Annotated in this window: 17 protein-coding genes; 14 read left to right on the forward strand and 3 right to left on the reverse strand. The window is 45.1% G+C overall.

Annotated elements, in window-relative coordinates; all coding sequences use genetic code 11:
- Nucleotides 1-3 precede the first annotated feature (3 nt).
- From folC to purF, 4 genes are all read left to right on the forward strand, one after another.
- Nucleotides 4-1,266, forward strand: a complete 1,263-nt coding sequence (gene folC / locus D8S93_RS02415; RefSeq protein ID WP_152811813.1) for a bifunctional tetrahydrofolate synthase/dihydrofolate synthase — start codon at nucleotides 4-6, stop codon at nucleotides 1,264-1,266.
- Nucleotides 1,267-1,280: 14 nt separating this feature from the next.
- On the forward strand, nucleotides 1,281-1,874 hold the full coding sequence (locus tag D8S93_RS02420; RefSeq protein ID WP_005397207.1) for an SPOR domain-containing protein: 594 nt from the start codon (nucleotides 1,281-1,283) through the stop codon (nucleotides 1,872-1,874).
- A 61-nt stretch (nucleotides 1,875-1,935) separates the two neighbouring features.
- The gene (locus D8S93_RS02425) at nucleotides 1,936-2,427 is read left to right on the forward strand and encodes a CvpA family protein (protein ID WP_005380590.1); all 492 of its coding nucleotides are present in this window, start codon (nucleotides 1,936-1,938) and stop codon (nucleotides 2,425-2,427) included.
- A gap of 36 nt (nucleotides 2,428-2,463) precedes the next feature.
- Nucleotides 2,464-3,978: an amidophosphoribosyltransferase gene (gene purF / locus D8S93_RS02430; RefSeq protein ID WP_005397209.1), complete on the forward strand. Its 1,515-nt coding sequence runs from the start codon at nucleotides 2,464-2,466 to the stop codon at nucleotides 3,976-3,978.
- Nucleotides 3,979-4,044: 66 nt separating this feature from the next.
- On the opposite strand, the gene D8S93_RS02435 is transcribed toward purF, so the two are convergent.
- A complete protein-coding gene (locus tag D8S93_RS02435) occupies nucleotides 4,045-4,920 on the reverse strand; it encodes a LysR family transcriptional regulator (protein ID WP_005397211.1) in 876 nt (291 codons plus the stop codon).
- A gap of 288 nt (nucleotides 4,921-5,208) precedes the next feature.
- On the opposite strand from D8S93_RS02435, the gene D8S93_RS02440 reads away from it, so the two are divergent.
- The 7 genes from D8S93_RS02440 to recR all read left to right on the forward strand — a co-directional run bounded on the left by D8S93_RS02440 (nucleotide 5,209) and on the right by recR (nucleotide 10,955).
- The gene (locus D8S93_RS02440) at nucleotides 5,209-6,315 is read left to right on the forward strand and encodes a response regulator (protein WP_005397213.1); all 1,107 of its coding nucleotides are present in this window, start codon (nucleotides 5,209-5,211) and stop codon (nucleotides 6,313-6,315) included.
- A gap of 224 nt (nucleotides 6,316-6,539) precedes the next feature.
- Nucleotides 6,540-6,671 carry a hypothetical protein gene (locus D8S93_RS25265; protein ID WP_005380608.1) on the forward strand — a complete coding sequence of 44 codons (132 nt, stop codon included), beginning with the start codon at nucleotides 6,540-6,542 and terminating at the stop codon, nucleotides 6,669-6,671.
- Between the two features lie 33 nt (nucleotides 6,672-6,704).
- Complete coding sequence (locus D8S93_RS02450) at nucleotides 6,705-7,091, forward strand: YbaN family protein (protein ID WP_371131105.1); 387 nt, start codon at nucleotides 6,705-6,707, stop codon at nucleotides 7,089-7,091.
- A 162-nt stretch (nucleotides 7,092-7,253) separates the two neighbouring features.
- Nucleotides 7,254-7,799: an adenine phosphoribosyltransferase gene (apt, locus tag D8S93_RS02455; protein WP_005380615.1), complete on the forward strand. Its 546-nt coding sequence runs from the start codon at nucleotides 7,254-7,256 to the stop codon at nucleotides 7,797-7,799.
- An 8-nt stretch (nucleotides 7,800-7,807) separates the two neighbouring features.
- Nucleotides 7,808-9,913 (forward strand): DNA polymerase III subunit gamma/tau, encoded by a 2,106-nt coding sequence (gene dnaX / locus D8S93_RS02460; protein ID WP_152811815.1) that lies wholly within the window; start codon nucleotides 7,808-7,810, stop codon nucleotides 9,911-9,913.
- A gap of 82 nt (nucleotides 9,914-9,995) precedes the next feature.
- Entirely contained in the window at nucleotides 9,996-10,325 is a 330-nt protein-coding gene (locus D8S93_RS02465) for a YbaB/EbfC family nucleoid-associated protein (RefSeq protein WP_005380618.1), read from the forward strand.
- A gap of 30 nt (nucleotides 10,326-10,355) precedes the next feature.
- Nucleotides 10,356-10,955 carry a recombination mediator RecR gene (recR, locus tag D8S93_RS02470; protein ID WP_031780610.1) on the forward strand — a complete coding sequence of 200 codons (600 nt, stop codon included), beginning with the start codon at nucleotides 10,356-10,358 and terminating at the stop codon, nucleotides 10,953-10,955.
- 51 nt (nucleotides 10,956-11,006) lie between these two features.
- Here the strand turns inward: recR and aqpZ are convergent, their stop codons facing one another.
- A complete protein-coding gene (aqpZ, locus tag D8S93_RS02475) occupies nucleotides 11,007-11,705 on the reverse strand; it encodes an aquaporin Z (RefSeq protein ID WP_005397220.1) in 699 nt (232 codons plus the stop codon).
- 206 nt (nucleotides 11,706-11,911) lie between these two features.
- The gene (locus D8S93_RS02480; protein ID WP_193621568.1) at nucleotides 11,912-13,171 is read right to left on the reverse strand and encodes an aromatic amino acid transport family protein; all 1,260 of its coding nucleotides are present in this window, start codon (nucleotides 13,169-13,171) and stop codon (nucleotides 11,912-11,914) included.
- A gap of 317 nt (nucleotides 13,172-13,488) precedes the next feature.
- Here D8S93_RS02480 and D8S93_RS02485 point away from each other — a divergent pair, with 317 nt between their 5' ends.
- Genes D8S93_RS02485 through D8S93_RS02495 form a run of 3 tightly spaced genes read left to right on the forward strand, consistent with a single transcriptional unit; the run spans nucleotide 13,489 to nucleotide 15,850 of the window.
- Complete coding sequence (locus D8S93_RS02485) at nucleotides 13,489-13,869, forward strand: RidA family protein (protein ID WP_005397224.1); 381 nt, start codon at nucleotides 13,489-13,491, stop codon at nucleotides 13,867-13,869.
- 15 nt (nucleotides 13,870-13,884) lie between these two features.
- Entirely contained in the window at nucleotides 13,885-15,162 is a 1,278-nt protein-coding gene (locus tag D8S93_RS02490; RefSeq protein ID WP_152811819.1) for a serine dehydratase subunit alpha family protein, read from the forward strand.
- Nucleotides 15,163-15,190: 28 nt separating this feature from the next.
- Nucleotides 15,191-15,850 (forward strand): transcriptional regulator, encoded by a 660-nt coding sequence (locus D8S93_RS02495; protein WP_193621563.1) that lies wholly within the window; start codon nucleotides 15,191-15,193, stop codon nucleotides 15,848-15,850.
- Nucleotides 15,851-15,861 lie beyond the last annotated feature (11 nt).

The raw sequence follows: 15,861 nt of genomic DNA on the forward strand, positions 1-15,861 counted from the left end.
TAGATGACCCAAAACCCAATTCCTCAAGCCACATCTTCATTAGAGATGTGGCTTGATTATTTAGCAAATATTCATTCCTCAGCAATTGATCTAGGCTTAGACCGTGTCCAAGCGGTAGCAAACAAAGCCAATCTTACCAAACCCGCTCCAACCGTAATCACCGTTGCCGGCACCAATGGCAAAGGTTCAACGTGTGCGTTAATGGAAGCTATTTTACTCGATGCTGGCTATTCAGTCGGTGTTTACAGCTCTCCGCACCTGATTCGTTACAACGAGCGTGTACGCATTAATGGCGTCGACGTTGTAGATGCAAAGCACTGTGAAGCATTCGACTATGTAGAAAAGCAGCGTGGTGATATCAGCCTTAGCCTCTTTGAATTCGGTACGCTTGCTGCGCTACGTATTTTCCAAGTAGAGAAAGTTGACGTTATCTTACTTGAAGTAGGACTTGGCGGCCGTCTAGATGCCACCAACGTTGTTGACCATGATGTTTCTGTTATTACGAGCTTAGCTATCGATCATGTGGATTGGCTTGGTGATGACATCAATGTCATTGGTTTTGAAAAGGCAGGCATTTACCGTTCAGGGAAGCCAGCAATTTGTGGTCAACCAACGCCACCGGCGACCGTGGCGGCTCATGCTGACGATATTGGCTCTGAGTTCTTCCAAGTTGGTATTCAGTATGATTACCAACTAACTAATAATGGTTGGAAGTGGAGCAGTGGTGCATTTGCGTTAGAGGATTTACCTGTCCCATCGTTACCGCTACAAAATGCGGCAACAGCATTGATGGCGTTAGGAGCATCGGAATTGCAAATCACTGACATAAACATTGTCAATGGCTTGAATAATGCTCGCCTGGCAGGGCGCATGCAGATATTGCATCACGAGCCAGAGATAATCCTTGATGTCGCGCATAACCCGCACTCTGCTGAGTATTTGGTAGAGAAAGTGAAGCACCAATATTTGGGTAAGAATATCTATATTGTGATCGCGATGCTGCATGACAAAGACATTAAAGCAACCATTGAAGCGCTAACTCCAATTGCAACACAATGGTATCCAGCGTCGCTAACCGGACCGAGAGCGGCGACTGCTGGAGAGTTGTGCCAATACTTACCCGATGGGCAAGTTCATTTTGAAAACCCTGTTGACGCCTTCGAGAATGCAAGAAGCCACGCAAAGCAAGAAGACGTCATTCTGGTGGTTGGTTCATTCCATACTGTCGGAGAGGTATTGGAACATTGGCAATCAAAGAATAAATAAGCAAAGGTATTTTGATGGCAAGTAAATTCCAAAGTCGTTTAGTCGGCACCATCATTCTAGTTGCAGTCGGAGTGATTGTTCTTCCCGATGTGCTAGATGGTAAGAAACTGCACTACAAAGAAGAATTTGCCAGTATTCCTATCAAACCTGAACTTGATAGTGATGTGGAAAACTTCGAAATATTAGAGCCAGTGGAAGACGACATAGCGTTACCGGACTCTCCAGTTGAAGCGGTGGTGCAGGAGCAAGAGGGCGCCCAAGTGGCTGCTTCTGAGCCTGACCCAACGCCGACGCCTAAACCAGAGGTCATCAAACAGCCAGAGCAAGTTGAGGTGGCCACTCGTCCTGTGCAAGAAAAAAATCAATATGAAGATTCTGCTTGGATCATTCAGTTGATGGCGCTTAAGAATCACGAAAATGCGGTCGCGCTTGTCGCTGATTTGCAAAAGCGTGGCTATCAAGCTCATACAAAGAAAGAAAACGAGTTTACGAGAGTGATTGTTGGTCCTGATGTGTCAAAAAGTAAACTTGAACGACAAGTCAAGGAATTACAAAAAATTACAGGCTCAAAAGGTCAATTGCTTAAATTTAAGCCATTAAATCCATAAGAAAACGTTTGCGTCAGCATTTTTTCTGTTAAAATGCGCGCCAACTTAAGATGAAGAAAACATGAATTGGATAGATTTTATCATTTTAGGTGTGATCGGATTTTCAGCTCTGATCAGTTTAGTTCGCGGTTTTGCTAAAGAAGCTTTGTCTTTGGTGATTTGGTTTGGAGCGTTTTTTATCTCCAGCAACTACTACGCCAAATTGGCGGTGTACTTCACCAACATCGAAGATGACATGTTTCGTAACGGAGCGGCGATTGCGGCTTTATTTGTCGCGACCTTGGTAGTTGGTGCAGTGGTGAATTATGTCATTGGTCAACTGGTACAAAAAACAGGACTATCAGGTACGGACCGAATTCTTGGGATTGTATTTGGTGGTCTACGCGGAGTCTTAATTGTTTCTGCGGTGCTGTTTTTTATGGATGCGTTTACTGCATTCCCAAGCTCGGATTGGTGGAAAGATTCACAGTTGATCCCTGAGTTCAGCCGTATCATCGCCCCATTCTTCGAGCATTTACAAGCAACATCAAGTTTTCTGTCTGGCACTATCTAGTAGTGCCAGCTACTGTCGCAAATCGAGGATTAGGACATGTGTGGTATTGTTGGAATCGTGGGCACAACGCCTGTAAACCAGTCTATTTATGACGCGTTAACGGTGTTACAGCATCGTGGCCAAGATGCCGCTGGTATTTGTACCATAGAAAGCAATCGTTTTCGTCTGCGCAAGGCGAACGGTTTAGTCAAGGATGTATTTGAAGCAAGACATATGCAGCGCCTGCAAGGCGAGGTCGGAATTGGTCATGTTCGTTACCCAACAGCAGGCAGTTCAAGCGCTTCAGAAGCTCAACCTTTCTACGTAAACTCTCCTTTCGGTATTACACTTGCCCACAATGGCAACTTGACTAACGCTAACGAAGTTCGTCAAAAGCTGTTTGAAAAAGATCGCCGCCATATCAATACCACTTCAGACTCCGAAGTATTACTAAATGTACTGGCACACGAAATTGACTCAGTAAAAGGAAATGTCACGACAGAAGACGTATTCCGCGCAGTCACCAATGTGCATCGCACAATTCGTGGTGCTTACGCAGTGACTGCCATGATTATCGGTCATGGTATGATTGCGTTTCGTGACCCACACGGTATTCGCCCTCTATGTTTAGGTAAGCGTGAAGTTAATGGCAGAGCGGAGTACATGGTTGCGTCTGAATCGGTAGCATTGGATGCCGTCGGTTTTGATTTTGTCCGTGATGTTGCACCTGGTGAGGCAATCTACGCAACGTTTGACGGTGAACTGTACACGAAGCAGTGTGCAGACAATCCTAAGCTGAATCCTTGTATTTTCGAGTTCGTGTACTTTGCTCGTCCAGACTCGTTCATCGATAAAATTTCGGTATACAGTGCTCGCGTTGAAATGGGTAAAAAGCTAGGCGAACGTATTCGTGAAGACTACGCAAATCTTGATATTGATGTCGTTATTCCTATCCCTGAAACATCGTGTGACATCGCACTTCAAATCGCTCAAGCGATCGATATCCCTTACCGCCAAGGCTTCGTGAAAAACCGTTACGTGGGGCGTACGTTTATCATGCCTGGTCAGCAACAACGTAAGAAATCAGTACGTCGAAAGTTGAATGCAATTCGTTCGGAGTTCAAAGATAAGAATGTGTTGCTGGTGGATGACTCTATCGTTCGTGGTACTACGTCAGAACAAATCATCGAAATGGCACGTGATTCTGGTGCGAAGAAAGTGTACATGGTATCAGCAGCACCAGAAGTTCGATTCCCGAACGTGTACGGCATTGATATGCCAAGTGCTACCGAGCTTATTGCTCATGGCCGTGACAACGATACAATTTGTAAGCAGATTGGTGCTGATGCATTGATTTATCAACGTCTAGAAGACTTGGTTGAGGCAGTCGGTCTTGGAAACCAAGATATTACTCAGTTCGATACATCCGTGTTTAACGGCGAATACGTAACGGGTGATATTGACCAACAATACCTAGACTTCTTAGATGGTCTTCGTAACGATGATGCGAAAACACAACTTGAAATCCAACAGGATTTAGCAAACCTAGAGCTGCATAACGAAGGCGCATAATAGGCGTTTTCTTGAGGCGTAAAAAAACCAGAGCTCCGGCTCTGGTTTTTTGTATTCGCTATCGAATTAGTGAATGTTGTAAGCGATCACAAAGTCGATAAAGAGACGAACTTTCTCTGGCAGGTGATCTTTGTGGTTGTAAAGCATATAAATGTCGCGCGGGTTTGCACTCCAATCTGGCAGTATGCGTACCAAATCGCCGCTTTCGATGTATTCTTTGATCATGACATCTGGCATTAGCGTGATGCCTAAACCTTCGGAACAAGCACTGCGTACTACATTTAGTGCATTCGCCTGAAAGCGACCACGATCAACGTTTACGACAGACTCGCCTTTGCTATTAATTAAGGTCCACTTGATAAGAGGGTAGCCTTTTAGCAATGAATGGTTAGAGAGCTCTTCTGCGTGGTTTGGTGCCGGATTCGAGGCAAGGTAGTCAGGACTTGCGACAAGAATATCCTTCACTTCGCCAATCTTGCGTGCGATCAGGCTAGAATCACGTTGGGGCCCCACTCGAAAAATGACATCCCATTCAGTAGGGTCAAGCTTGTCTGCATTATTTTCTGTCGTTAGTTCGATATTGATGTCCGGATACTGCTTCATAAAGCTGTTGAACATCGGCATCATCATGCGCTTAGTTAAGTTATAAGGCGCCGATATCTTAATCTTGCCTGATGCTCCTCGGCAGTCGTCAGTGATTTCCTCTGCTGCCGTGGTTAGCCTTTGTAGCAAAGGGGAGCACTCATGGTAAAAACGTTCCCCGGCTTCTGTAAGCGAGAGTTTGCGAGCGTGACGGTTCAATAGTCGAAGATTGACAGAGTCTTCTAGCGCTTGAATGCGTCGGGTGATGGTCGCAACCGGGATCATGGTTTTTCGCGAAGTTGCGGTGTAGCTCCCATTTTCGACAACCAGTCGAAACAGGTTTAAGTCATCTAATTTCATATTTCCAGACACATTAAATTACCGATTACGGCTAATTTATAATTAACTTTGTGATCAAAGCTTGCTTTAAGTCAACATGTTGCATCATTTGAACACAGCAACCCTGTTTGAGTAAATACTGTTATACCCCGTAATATTTGTATAAACGCCGTTTTCAAGCTACGTTTTATAACAAGGCGGAACGGCCTCAAGTCTTGCTGCGCAACGTTTCGCCGGATGTAAACACAACAAAAATAATGACTTAATAATAAATCTGTTTTTTGACTTAGCTTTGTGAGGTGTAAAGGTATGTTTAAGACTCACAGTCAAACGGCAATGGTCTCGGCACAGGAAGTGGTTAATCAAAAACTAATTATGTTGGTAGATGATGATCCAATATTTCGTAAAGTAACCAATGCTTATTTAGAAAGTCAGGGTTTTAAAGTAGTAGAAGCTGAAAACGGCCTAGAGGCGCTTCAACAACTCAGGGAATGCCAACCCGATCTTATCTTGTGTGATTTATCGATGCCGGTATTAGATGGCATTGAATTCGTCGAAGAAGTCAGTCTTGAATATCCATACTTGCCGCTTATCGTGGTATCCGGCACGGATGAAATGTCCGATGTCGCGAAAGCGTTGCGATTTGGTATTAAAGATTTTCTTCCTAAACCGATAGGTAATTATGAGCACCTATCTCAGGCGATAGACAATACGCTCGAAGATACCGATAGCCATTTCTCCGAACAGCGAGACTTTTCAAGTCAGTGGTTCCGAGTCGATGACGGTGGCGAAATCCCAGATGAGCAAGAGCTTCACTGGCATCTAGAGTATTTGCAGCAGAACCCGAGTGCTGCAAGAGATTTACTGCATGCTCTATTGCCAGAGAAAGATGCTTCTCAAGGTGATTGGCGCTGCTCATACCGTTTATTGCAATCGACGGACGTTATGCCACTGGTGTTTGATTATCGTTGGTTAATGAACGGGCAATTTGCGTTCTATCTCGTTGACTCTGCTTCCCAGAGTAATGATGGTGTCGCGACGACATTGCTTGTTAGGGCTTTGTTTGACGATTACCTGCGTAATTTGAAGAGTTTCAGTGCTGATCTGAAGGATATGGTAGGGATCATTGAAAAAGGAATCGAGTGTTCAGAGTGCGCTGGTGCGGTTAATGCTGTATTTGGTGTTGCCGATCTGGCTTCGTCCTCCGTTTCTATCCTGCCTGCGGGTTTAGATAGTCATTGGTCTGACGGAAATACTAATCAACATATCGCGGCAGGTAACTGTTTAGGGGCAGGAAGTATGAAAAACTTCATAACCCGAGATTTACCGCTAGGTGTTGCTGGTCAGTTATCCATTGGTTGTTTAGGTTCTTCAAGTTTTAGCTTAAATATTGCCCGGAAATCACGACTGGTATAATTCTGACTTCATAACACAATAAGCAGCGTCTTGGCGCTGCTTATTGTCTTTTTAGAACCACAAAAAACAACAAATGCTCGAACAATAACCTTACTTTTTGCTGGTGTTTAGATTTGGCTGTTTAAGGTATAGTCAACGCCTAAAACAATAATGACCCATTTGTGCAACGATAATTTAACGCTGTGCCTTGGGAGAAGCAAAGTCAACTAGTGAGAAGATACATCATGGCAGACAAAGATTTTAAAGAGCCTTATAATATTTTTTACTTTTTAGGTTTCATTGCAGTACTTTTAATTCCAACACTACCTGCAACGTTAACCTGGCTTCGTGTAATGAATGGTTACGCAGGCTTTTAATCTAGCTATTTTGTACCGGAGTTCACCATTCGTATTAAGCGTTACTTTTTCAATACCGTTGGTGGACTCTGTATTGTGCTCGGCATTGCTGGCATAGCCCTTCCGCTTTTACCCACCACTCCTTTCATTCTACTTGCTAGTGCATGTTTTATGCGTGGTAGCCCCGCATTTCATCATTGGCTACATAACCACAAAACGTTTGGACCGATTCTCGATAATTGGCATAAGCACCGGGCTGTTACTTCAAAAGTAAAACAGCGTGGCGCCATTTTTATTGCACTTAGTTTCATGGTTTCAATCGTTGTTGTTCCCCTTGTTTGGGTGAAAATTGGTCTTTTAGTGATGCTAATCGTTTTACTCGGCTGGTTTATGCGTCTGCCTGTGATTGAGTTGGTTGCTGACAGAGAAGAAAATCACTAAGATTGTAGAGAATAGTGTGCCCGCTCTTCGAGTGGGCGTTTGTATTTTCAGCGCCTGTGACTCTTACGAAAATAAGCACATAGTGGTGAAAACCTATTGTTCGTTGCCCTCGTGATACTGCGATTAGAGAGGGCGATGAGCCAATCTAAGTAAATCGGTATTATGACTACAGAAACAATTTCACTGATCAAATCTAGCATCAAAAGCATCCAAGACTACCCAAAGCCAGGCATTCTATTTCGTGATGTGACGAGCCTTCTTGAAGACGCAAAAGCATACCAAGCGACGATCAACTTACTTGTTGAACGTTACAAAGATATGGGCTTTACCAAGGTTGTGGGTACGGAAGCTCGTGGCTTTTTATTTGGTGCGCCTTTAGCGCTTGAGCTAGGTGTTGGTTTTGTACCAGTACGTAAACCAGGCAAGCTACCACGTCCTACTGTTGCTCAATCTTATGAGCTTGAATACGGCGTTGATACACTAGAAATCCATACAGATGCCATCGTTGAAGGCGACAAAGTACTGGTTGTCGACGATTTATTGGCAACGGGCGGCACTATTGAAGCGACGACTAAGCTGATTCGCCAACTGGGCGGTGAAGTTGAGCACGCTGCGTTCGTTATCAACCTACCAGAAATCGGTGGTGATAAACGTTTAGAAGCACTAGGTCTAAACGTATACAGCATTTGCGATTTTGAAGGACATTAATACATTCAATGAGTTATTTAGCTTTAGCGCGAAAATGGCGTCCTAATCAGTTTGACCAAGTTGTCGGACAAAAACATGTCCTGACGGCGTTGGAAAACGCACTGGCGCAAAACCGTTTACACCATGCTTATCTGTTCAGCGGGACTCGTGGTGTGGGTAAAACGAGTATCGGTAGGTTGTTTGCCAAAGGCTTGAACTGCGAAACCGGTATTACCGCGACACCTTGTGGTAAGTGCGATACTTGTCGTGAAATTGATGAAGGTCGCTTTGTCGATCTTCTTGAAATCGATGCGGCATCACGTACTAAAGTTGAAGACACTCGCGAACTGTTAGACAACGTTCAATACAAACCTGCTCGTGGACGTTTTAAAGTGTACCTCATCGATGAGGTACACATGCTATCGCGTCACTCTTTCAATGCGTTGTTGAAAACCCTGGAAGAGCCGCCAGAGTATGTGAAGTTCTTACTCGCGACAACCGATCCACAAAAGCTGCCTGTTACTATATTGTCGCGTTGTCTACAGTTCCATCTCAAACCGATCAGCGTTGATGATATTCATCAGCAACTTGACTACATTTTGGGTCAAGAGCAAGTATCGGCAGAACCAAAAGCACTGGGTATGATTTCACATGCTGCAGATGGCAGTATGCGTGATGCTCTCAGCTTGACCGATCAAGCAATTGCGTTAGGTAACGGTGCGGTGCAAACCGATATTGTCAGCCACATGTTGGGGACGATTGATACCGACCAAGCGATTCACTTACTGGAGTCAATCAGCAGCAAGCAACCTCAACAAGCCATGGATAAAATCCAGCAATTAGCAGCAAATGGTGTTGAGTGGGATGGTTTGTTGCAGCAAGTCGCAACACAGCTTCATCGAATTGCGATGTATCAAGCGCTGCCAGCGTCGCTAGACCGAGCGCAGCCAGATGCAGAAAAAATAGAGTTGTTGAGTAAAGCACTAAGTCCGCAAGACGTTCAGCTTTACTACCAAATTGCATTGAAAGGTCGTGAAGATTTGACTCTCTCGCCAAATGGGCGAGTCGGTCTGGAAATGATTGTGCTGCGTATGATGGCGTTCCGCCCATCAAATAACAGTGGGGCAAATGTTGTTTCTAGTAACTGCGAACCAGCTTCAGCCCCAGCTCAAAGTGCCAGTCAGCCAAAGACTGCACCAGCTCAGACAGTAGCTGCTCCTCGAACTCAGCAGCCGAGTCCAGCGCAAAGCACACCACAAGTGGCGCCTCAACCTTCATCCAATTCACAACCTGAGTATCACGCGAGTGGATATGAGACGGTTCCGCCACAGTATGATATGGCGCCGCCGATGAGCGAAAACCCAGCGCCGCAGCATGAAACGCCACCTCAACAAGTGCAAGAGAGCGTTTCAACACCGGCGCGCGGTGGTCTAAGCGGTTTACGTCACCAATTACGTTCTCAGCGTCAAGGCCTACAACAGAACACTCCTCAAAATGGTGGCTCAAAAAAGCCTAAAGCGGCATCTGCACAACCAGAATCGGTTATCGACCGAGTAGCGCAATTGCATGGCAATTCCGCGCAGGTGTCGCCAAACTCAGCTCCGAAGTCGACGGAGCCACAAGTTGAGGAAGCGTATCGCTGGCGTCCAAGCAAGCCTGTTGAGACAAAAGTGAATACAAAACTGACACCTACGCAGCTCAAGCAGGCACTTGAGCATGAGAAAACGCCTGAAATGGCACAAAAGCTCATCGATGAATCGTTAGAACATAATGAATGGGCGAAGCTAATCAGCTTAATGGAGATCCCTAAGCTGGTAGAGCAACTTGCGCTAAACTCTCATTATAGTAAGGAAGGAACAACCGTTTCGTTACTATTGAGAAGCAGCCAAGCTCATTTGAATACTGATAGAGCTCAAGCCGAATTGCTTAAAGCACTTAATACCGTGTTAGGTGAAGAGTGCCACATGAGCATCGAAATAGGGGAGAGTGGGGAAACACCACTTGAACTTAGAGATAGGCTCTATCAAGAGAAATTACAGCAAGCTCTGAATAGTTTAGAAAACGATCCAAATGTTCAATTTATTGAACGTCGTTTTGCTGCAGAGCTTGATAAAGATAGTGTGCGCCCTATCTAATAATCGAATGGAATGGGGTTGAAAACCCAAAGGTATAACCCCATTAATTGATGCAACACCTCATTAAACCAGAGAGATAAACATGTTTGGTAAAGGCGGTATGGGCAACCTAATGAAGCAAGCCCAGCAAATGCAAGATCGCATGCAAAAGCTTCAAGAAGAAATCGCGAATATGGAAGTAACTGGCGAGTCTGGTGCTGGCCTAGTTAAAGTTACTATCACTGGTAGTCACAGCGTACGTCGTGTTGACATCGATGAAAGTTTGATGGAAGACGACAAAGAAATGCTTGAAGATTTGATCGCTGCGGCGTTCAACGATGCGGCCCGTCGTGTTGAAGAAACTCAAAAAGAGAAAATGGCTTCTGTAACTGGCGGTATGCAACTACCACCAGGTATGAAAATGCCATTCTAATCTGCTGATATTTAATTAAGCGGACTTTTAATGCGTACCAGTCATATGCTGGAGCAATTGATGGAGGCCTTACGTTGTCTACCTGGGGTTGGCCCCAAGTCGGCGCAGCGTATGGCCTTTCATTTGTTACAGCGCGATAGAAAAGGCGGTTTGCAACTTGCAGATGCGCTTAGCCAGGCAATGACAGAAATCGGTCATTGTACTGAGTGTCGAACCTTCACCGAAGAAGAAGTCTGTCATATTTGTACCAACCCAAAACGCCAAGAAAATGGTCAAATTTGTGTGGTAGAAAGCCCGGCAGACATTGCTGCAGTCGAAGCAACGGGCCAGTATTCTGGTCGATACTTTGTTCTTATGGGACATTTGTCACCACTAGACGGTATTGGTCCAAGTGATATTGGGCTGGATGTGCTGGATTACCGCTTACGTCGCGGTGATATAGCCGAAGTGATTTTGGCAACAAACCCGACGGTTGAAGGCGAAGCCACTGCACATTACATCGCAGAGCTATGTAAAGAACACCAAGTTGATGCCAGCCGCATCGCGCATGGTGTGCCTGTCGGTGGAGAACTTGAGCTTGTTGATGGCACGACGTTGTCACACTCGCTGTTAGGTCGACACAGAATTTAATAAAAAGCCGCTGAATTCAGCGGCTTTTTTGATCTTGTGAGTTGGGAACGATTAATCGTTCGATTCTTTACCAAGAAGGTTTTTGTAGATGACTGCACCAAGTACACCACCCAAAATAGGCGCAACCCAGAACAGCCATAATTGAGAAACTGCCCAGTCACCCACATACATTGCGACTGCTGTACTACGAGCCGGGTTTACTGAGGTGTTTGTCACAGGAATGCTGATCAGGTGAATAAGAGTCAGACACAAACCAATCGCTATAGGTGCAAAACCTTGAGGTGCACGTTTGTCTGTCGCCCCCATGATTACGATAAGGAACATCATCGTCATTATAACTTCAGAAACTAGCGCAGCGAGCATGGAGTACTGACCCGGCGAGTGTTCACCATAACCATTGGCGGCAAAACCAGAACCCACAACATCGAATCCAGCTTGTCCTGTCGCGATGACATAAAGAATGCCACCAGCGATCAGCCCGCCGATCACTTGTGCGATGATGTAAGGCGCAACGTCTTTTGTCTCAAAACGACCGCCAGCCCAAAGACCAACCGTCACTGCCGGGTTCAAGTGACAACCTGAAATATGACCGATTGCAAATGCCATGGTTAAAACGGTTAAACCAAAGGCCAGAGCAACGCCCAGCAGACCAATACCCACGTCTGGGAAACCTGCAGCCAACACTGCGCTACCGCAGCCGCCCAATACTAGCCAGAACGTACCAAAAGCCTCTGCCAAATACTTGTTCATGTTATTTCCTAATTTCTACTTAAATGACCCGCTGAACATAGTCGAGAATTGTCAATTAAGTGTGAGGGAGATCGCGTAAAGACTGCAAATAGGACGGTATGTGGCAAGAGTTCTCAAGGATGAGAGAAAAGCAGGGAGAGGAGAGGTTGAATCTTAAGGTTGCCTTGGCCATCACTACCTGAGTAACAGCCAAGGCAAAGTAGGTTTTAGCTAAATGCGACGAAAGGTGATACGCACAACAAAATACCAGTCGCAATAATCAAGTAAAGCGACGCGCCTTTGTATTTGTGTAAAGAAGGCACTTGGTAAACAAGGTAAGCTGGAATCAAACAGCCAATCAAACCAAAGATAGGGCTACATACTGATGTGAAGCTCAGAACTGGTAGATTCAATACAATTGCACCCCACGCCATGAGAATCGCAAAGAGAATGATTCCCTTGGTGACTAAGTCTTTATTGATCTTATCTTCAGGCATGACCTTTTTTAGAGCCAGCATCGCTAGACCTTGGCAAGAATCGCGGAAACCTAAGTACACGCCAAAAAACGCAGTCATTACTGAGAAAATATTCAGCATCAAACTCATTAGTTTTAGCGTCGTGCCGTCCATGCCTTGCGCAACCATCGCAAGAGCAGAGATGTTCTCTTCTGCTGCTTTAACCGCTTGTTCATGTGACATCGCAAGCGTAAAGGAAATCGCGTAGAAGAAGACCGTCACAAACAAGATACCGAAAGCAGTTTTCATTGCGCGCATGGCTTTAAAGCGAGCAACCTCAATCGATTTTTCTTTTGAGCGGTATGAGATCACCATTGGGCTCAAGCTTTGAATGAAGAGAATAGACGTTAGAGTAAACGGCAGTAGCTCAATTGCATCTTTCAAACCAGCGCCTGTTTCTGGAATTGCACCGACATTCGCTACATCCCATTTCTCGATCATCATGACGCCAAGTAATGCAACGGTACAAAGTTTAATCAGTACAAGACCAGTACTGACCTTAAACAAAATCTTTTCACCACGAGATGCAATAGCGACCAGCGCGCACACTAAAGCCAGACCATATAGCGGGTTTTCAGACAATAAATCTTCCGTGATGCCAAAACTATGTAGGAAAGATGCCGAGTCATTGTTGATAGCTGTTGAGTAAACAAAGACCCAAATCACCAACATGATGAAGTAGAGCACACCTAATAACGCCCCCCATTTGTTACCAAGGTAGCCGGAAATGACGCCAGCGTAATCTTGGCACTTTGGTGAACTTGAGAGAGTGTTGATGAAAAGGCGTTGGAATAAGTACATTGCAGGGTAGCCGATCACGGCAGAGGCCAAGAATACCCAAAGGCCCAATACGCCTACTTTTACTGGTAAAAAGACAATACCGGCACCGATTGCCATGCCGATACTCATGATCACCCATCCCCAGTCTGTGCTATCAAACTTGATCGCGGCTTTCCACTCGTCTAGGGCCATGCCTGCTTTTACGTGCGGTGGCTCTTTACCGATAGGTAAGGTTTGTGTAGGTGCTGTCACGCTCATTTTATTGTTTCTCTTGTTAGTATGAATTTTTCTCAAATTTAATTGAGAAAATGTATATCACCAATTTTTTTGTGGAAAATTCAGATAAATTTGAGATCTTGGCGAAGAAGTTCAAATAAATTGGAGTTTTTAACGAATTTTGTGATCTGATCTAGTTGTTTGGTTCATATTTAATTGAAAAAATAACGCTAATACGGAAGTTGAATTAGAAACTTCTTAATAAAAAATAAAATTTATGTGAGGATTTAAAAATGAAAAAATTGATTTCATCTGAACACGCGCCTGCTGCTATCGGACCTTATTCACATGGCACTAGCTATGGCGATTTGATTTTTACTTCTGGCCAATTACCCGTTGATAAGGCAACAGGAAAAGTCGTTGAAGGCGGCATCAGTGCACAAAGTCATCAATCTCTTACTAACTTGAAGCACGTTTTAGAGGCTGGTGGTGGCAGTATCGATACTGTTTTAAAAACAACGTGTTACCTATCGAATATTAATGACTTTGCCGAGTTTAACAAGGTCTACGCAGAGTTTTTCCAACAAGATTGTCCAGCACGCAGTTGCTTCGCAGTGAAAGATTTACCTCTTGGCGTGTTAATTGAAGTCGAAGCGATTGCTCATAAAAAGTAATACGGAGAACAGAGCATGAACCAGCAATGGACACAATATATCCAAATCATTAAGCAAGTCGTGAAACCTGCATTAGGATGTACAGAACCCATTGCTGCTGCGTACGCGGCAGCAGTTGCTAGAAAAGAGTTGGGCGCATCCGATATTGATGCGATAGAGGTGCGTGTTTCAGACAACCTATTTAAAAACTCGATGGGTGTTTTCGTACCCGGAACGGGCAAGATAGGCCTCAAAATTGCCGCCTCAGTTGGTGCATTAGCCGGTGACCCAACAGCAGAACTGGAAGTGTTGGCTCGGATTAATGAGCAGGATGTCGCTGCTGCGCAACAATTGATAGATGAAGAGCGAGTAACCATAGCGCGTATGGATACGCAAGAATTCATTTATTGCAACGTAACGCTCACCTCTGGTGACGATGTTGTTTCGGTCACGATCAGTGGCGGTCACACCAACATTCTTCAGATCATGCGTAATGGCGACGTGATTTTTGATGCCCCATCACAGCAACGCGTTGCGACCGCTTCCGTTTGTGAAGGTGTGGATATTTCGATCAAACAAATCTATGAGTTTGCCACTCAAGCGCCTTTTGAAGAGATCAAATTCATTCTCCAAGCAGCAGAGCTTAATACCTTGCTCGCTCAAGAGGGTATCGACCGAGGCTATGGCCTAGAAATTGGACGCACGCTAAAAGGCAACATCGAGCAAGGCTTATTGGGCAATGACTTAATGAGTCGCATACAGATGATGACATCCGCGGCGTCTGATGCTCGCATGGGAGGGGCGACGTTGCCAGCCATGAGCAATTTCGGCAGTGGTAACCAAGGTATCGCTGCCACAATGCCAGTTGTAGTTGCCGCAGAAGTATTCCAAAACGACGAAGAACAGCTGGCTCGCGCATTGATCATGAGTCATTTAGGGGCTATTTACATCAAATCTTATTACCCACCGTTATCCGCATTTTGTGGCAACACTGTTACCAGTGCGGCAGCTTCTATGGCGCTGGTGTATTTAGCTGGTGGTACATTCGAGCAATCATGCTACGCCATTCAAAACGTCATCAGCGACAGTTCAGGTATGGTGTGCGATGGTGCGAAGTCCTCTTGTGCGATGAAAGTGTGTACTTCGTCGACAACGGCGGTGCGCTCATATTTGATGGCGATGGGTAACCACAGTGTTAAGAATCAAGGTATAGTAGGCGAAGAAGTTGAGCAAACGATAAGAAATGTTGGCTCAATGGTTCGTTTCGGTATGCCGTATACTGACAAATCTATTATCGATATTATGTCGGCCTAACCTCCAGTTTTTGCTAAGGGAAGTAACATTGCTACTAAAGAAACTCACCAAGAGTGATCTCGATATTTTGAACTCTATGAAAAACGTCGTGGATGGCATTGCACGTATGTATGGTGAACACACTGAAGTGGTTCTCCACAGCTTAGATGCCGAAGCGCCGGAAATCATCAAAATCGCAAATGGGCACGTGACGGAACGCAGTGAAGGTGCCCCAATTACCAACTTAGCGAGAATGAAGTTAAGAGAGGGCAAGGACGTTTCTGATTCGTACCTGACGAAAACGTCGAACGGAAAGACCTTGCACTCCATTACGACCATTGTCAGAAATCCAAAAAACAAACCGATTGGTTTGCTGTGTATCAACGTAGATATGGATGCACCGATGCTGGCGTTTTTAAAGGCAATGCTGCCTCAGCAACACACCGAGTGTTGTGTTGGTGGCGCTCGATCACCAGAAACGTTTGCGCGTAATATCGATGAAACCATCATCAGTACGATAGAAACCGTGCAAACAGAAGTGTGGGAAAATGAAGCCATTGCGCCTTCTAAACGTAACCGTGAACTGGTGACGCGACTGCACGGCTTAGGCATTTTTAAATACAAAGATGCTGTTTTAATGGTTGCAAACCATCTTGGCATTTCGCGCGATACCATCTACTTGTACTTACGAGAGCTTGGTAACGACTAAACGGGGGCTCT

The organism is Vibrio sp. VGrn 2 (assembly GCF_009361695.1).
GTDB classification, from domain to species: domain Bacteria; phylum Pseudomonadota; class Gammaproteobacteria; order Enterobacterales; family Vibrionaceae; genus Vibrio; species Vibrio diabolicus.

Bases quoted from the DNA above. Each gene is read 5' to 3' on its own strand.
- D8S93_RS02465 (WP_005380618.1), top strand. From the start codon at position 9,996: ATGTTTGGTAAAGGCGGTATGGGCAACCTAATGAAGCAAGCCCAGCAA.
- dnaX (WP_152811815.1), top strand. From the start codon at position 7,808: ATGAGTTATTTAGCTTTAGCGCGAAAATGGCGTCCTAATCAGTTTGAC.
- D8S93_RS02420 (WP_005397207.1), top strand. From the start codon at position 1,281: ATGGCAAGTAAATTCCAAAGTCGTTTAGTCGGCACCATCATTCTAGTT.
- purF (WP_005397209.1), top strand. From the start codon at position 2,464: ATGTGTGGTATTGTTGGAATCGTGGGCACAACGCCTGTAAACCAGTCT.
- D8S93_RS02480 (WP_193621568.1), bottom strand. From the start codon at position 13,171: ATGGCCCTAGACGAGTGGAAAGCCGCGATCAAGTTTGATAGCACAGAC.
- D8S93_RS02485 (WP_005397224.1), top strand. From the start codon at position 13,489: ATGAAAAAATTGATTTCATCTGAACACGCGCCTGCTGCTATCGGACCT.
- D8S93_RS02435 (WP_005397211.1), bottom strand. From the start codon at position 4,920: ATGAAATTAGATGACTTAAACCTGTTTCGACTGGTTGTCGAAAATGGG.
- apt (WP_005380615.1), top strand. From the start codon at position 7,254: ATGACTACAGAAACAATTTCACTGATCAAATCTAGCATCAAAAGCATC.
- aqpZ (WP_005397220.1), bottom strand. From the start codon at position 11,705: ATGAACAAGTATTTGGCAGAGGCTTTTGGTACGTTCTGGCTAGTATTG.
- D8S93_RS02440 (WP_005397213.1), top strand. From the start codon at position 5,209: ATGTTTAAGACTCACAGTCAAACGGCAATGGTCTCGGCACAGGAAGTG.
- D8S93_RS02425 (WP_005380590.1), top strand. From the start codon at position 1,936: ATGAATTGGATAGATTTTATCATTTTAGGTGTGATCGGATTTTCAGCT.
- folC (WP_152811813.1), top strand. From the start codon at position 4: ATGACCCAAAACCCAATTCCTCAAGCCACATCTTCATTAGAGATGTGG.
- D8S93_RS25265 (WP_005380608.1), top strand. From the start codon at position 6,540: ATGGCAGACAAAGATTTTAAAGAGCCTTATAATATTTTTTACTTTTTA.
- D8S93_RS02490 (WP_152811819.1), top strand. From the start codon at position 13,885: ATGAACCAGCAATGGACACAATATATCCAAATCATTAAGCAAGTCGTG.
- recR (WP_031780610.1), top strand. From the start codon at position 10,356: ATGCGTACCAGTCATATGCTGGAGCAATTGATGGAGGCCTTACGTTGT.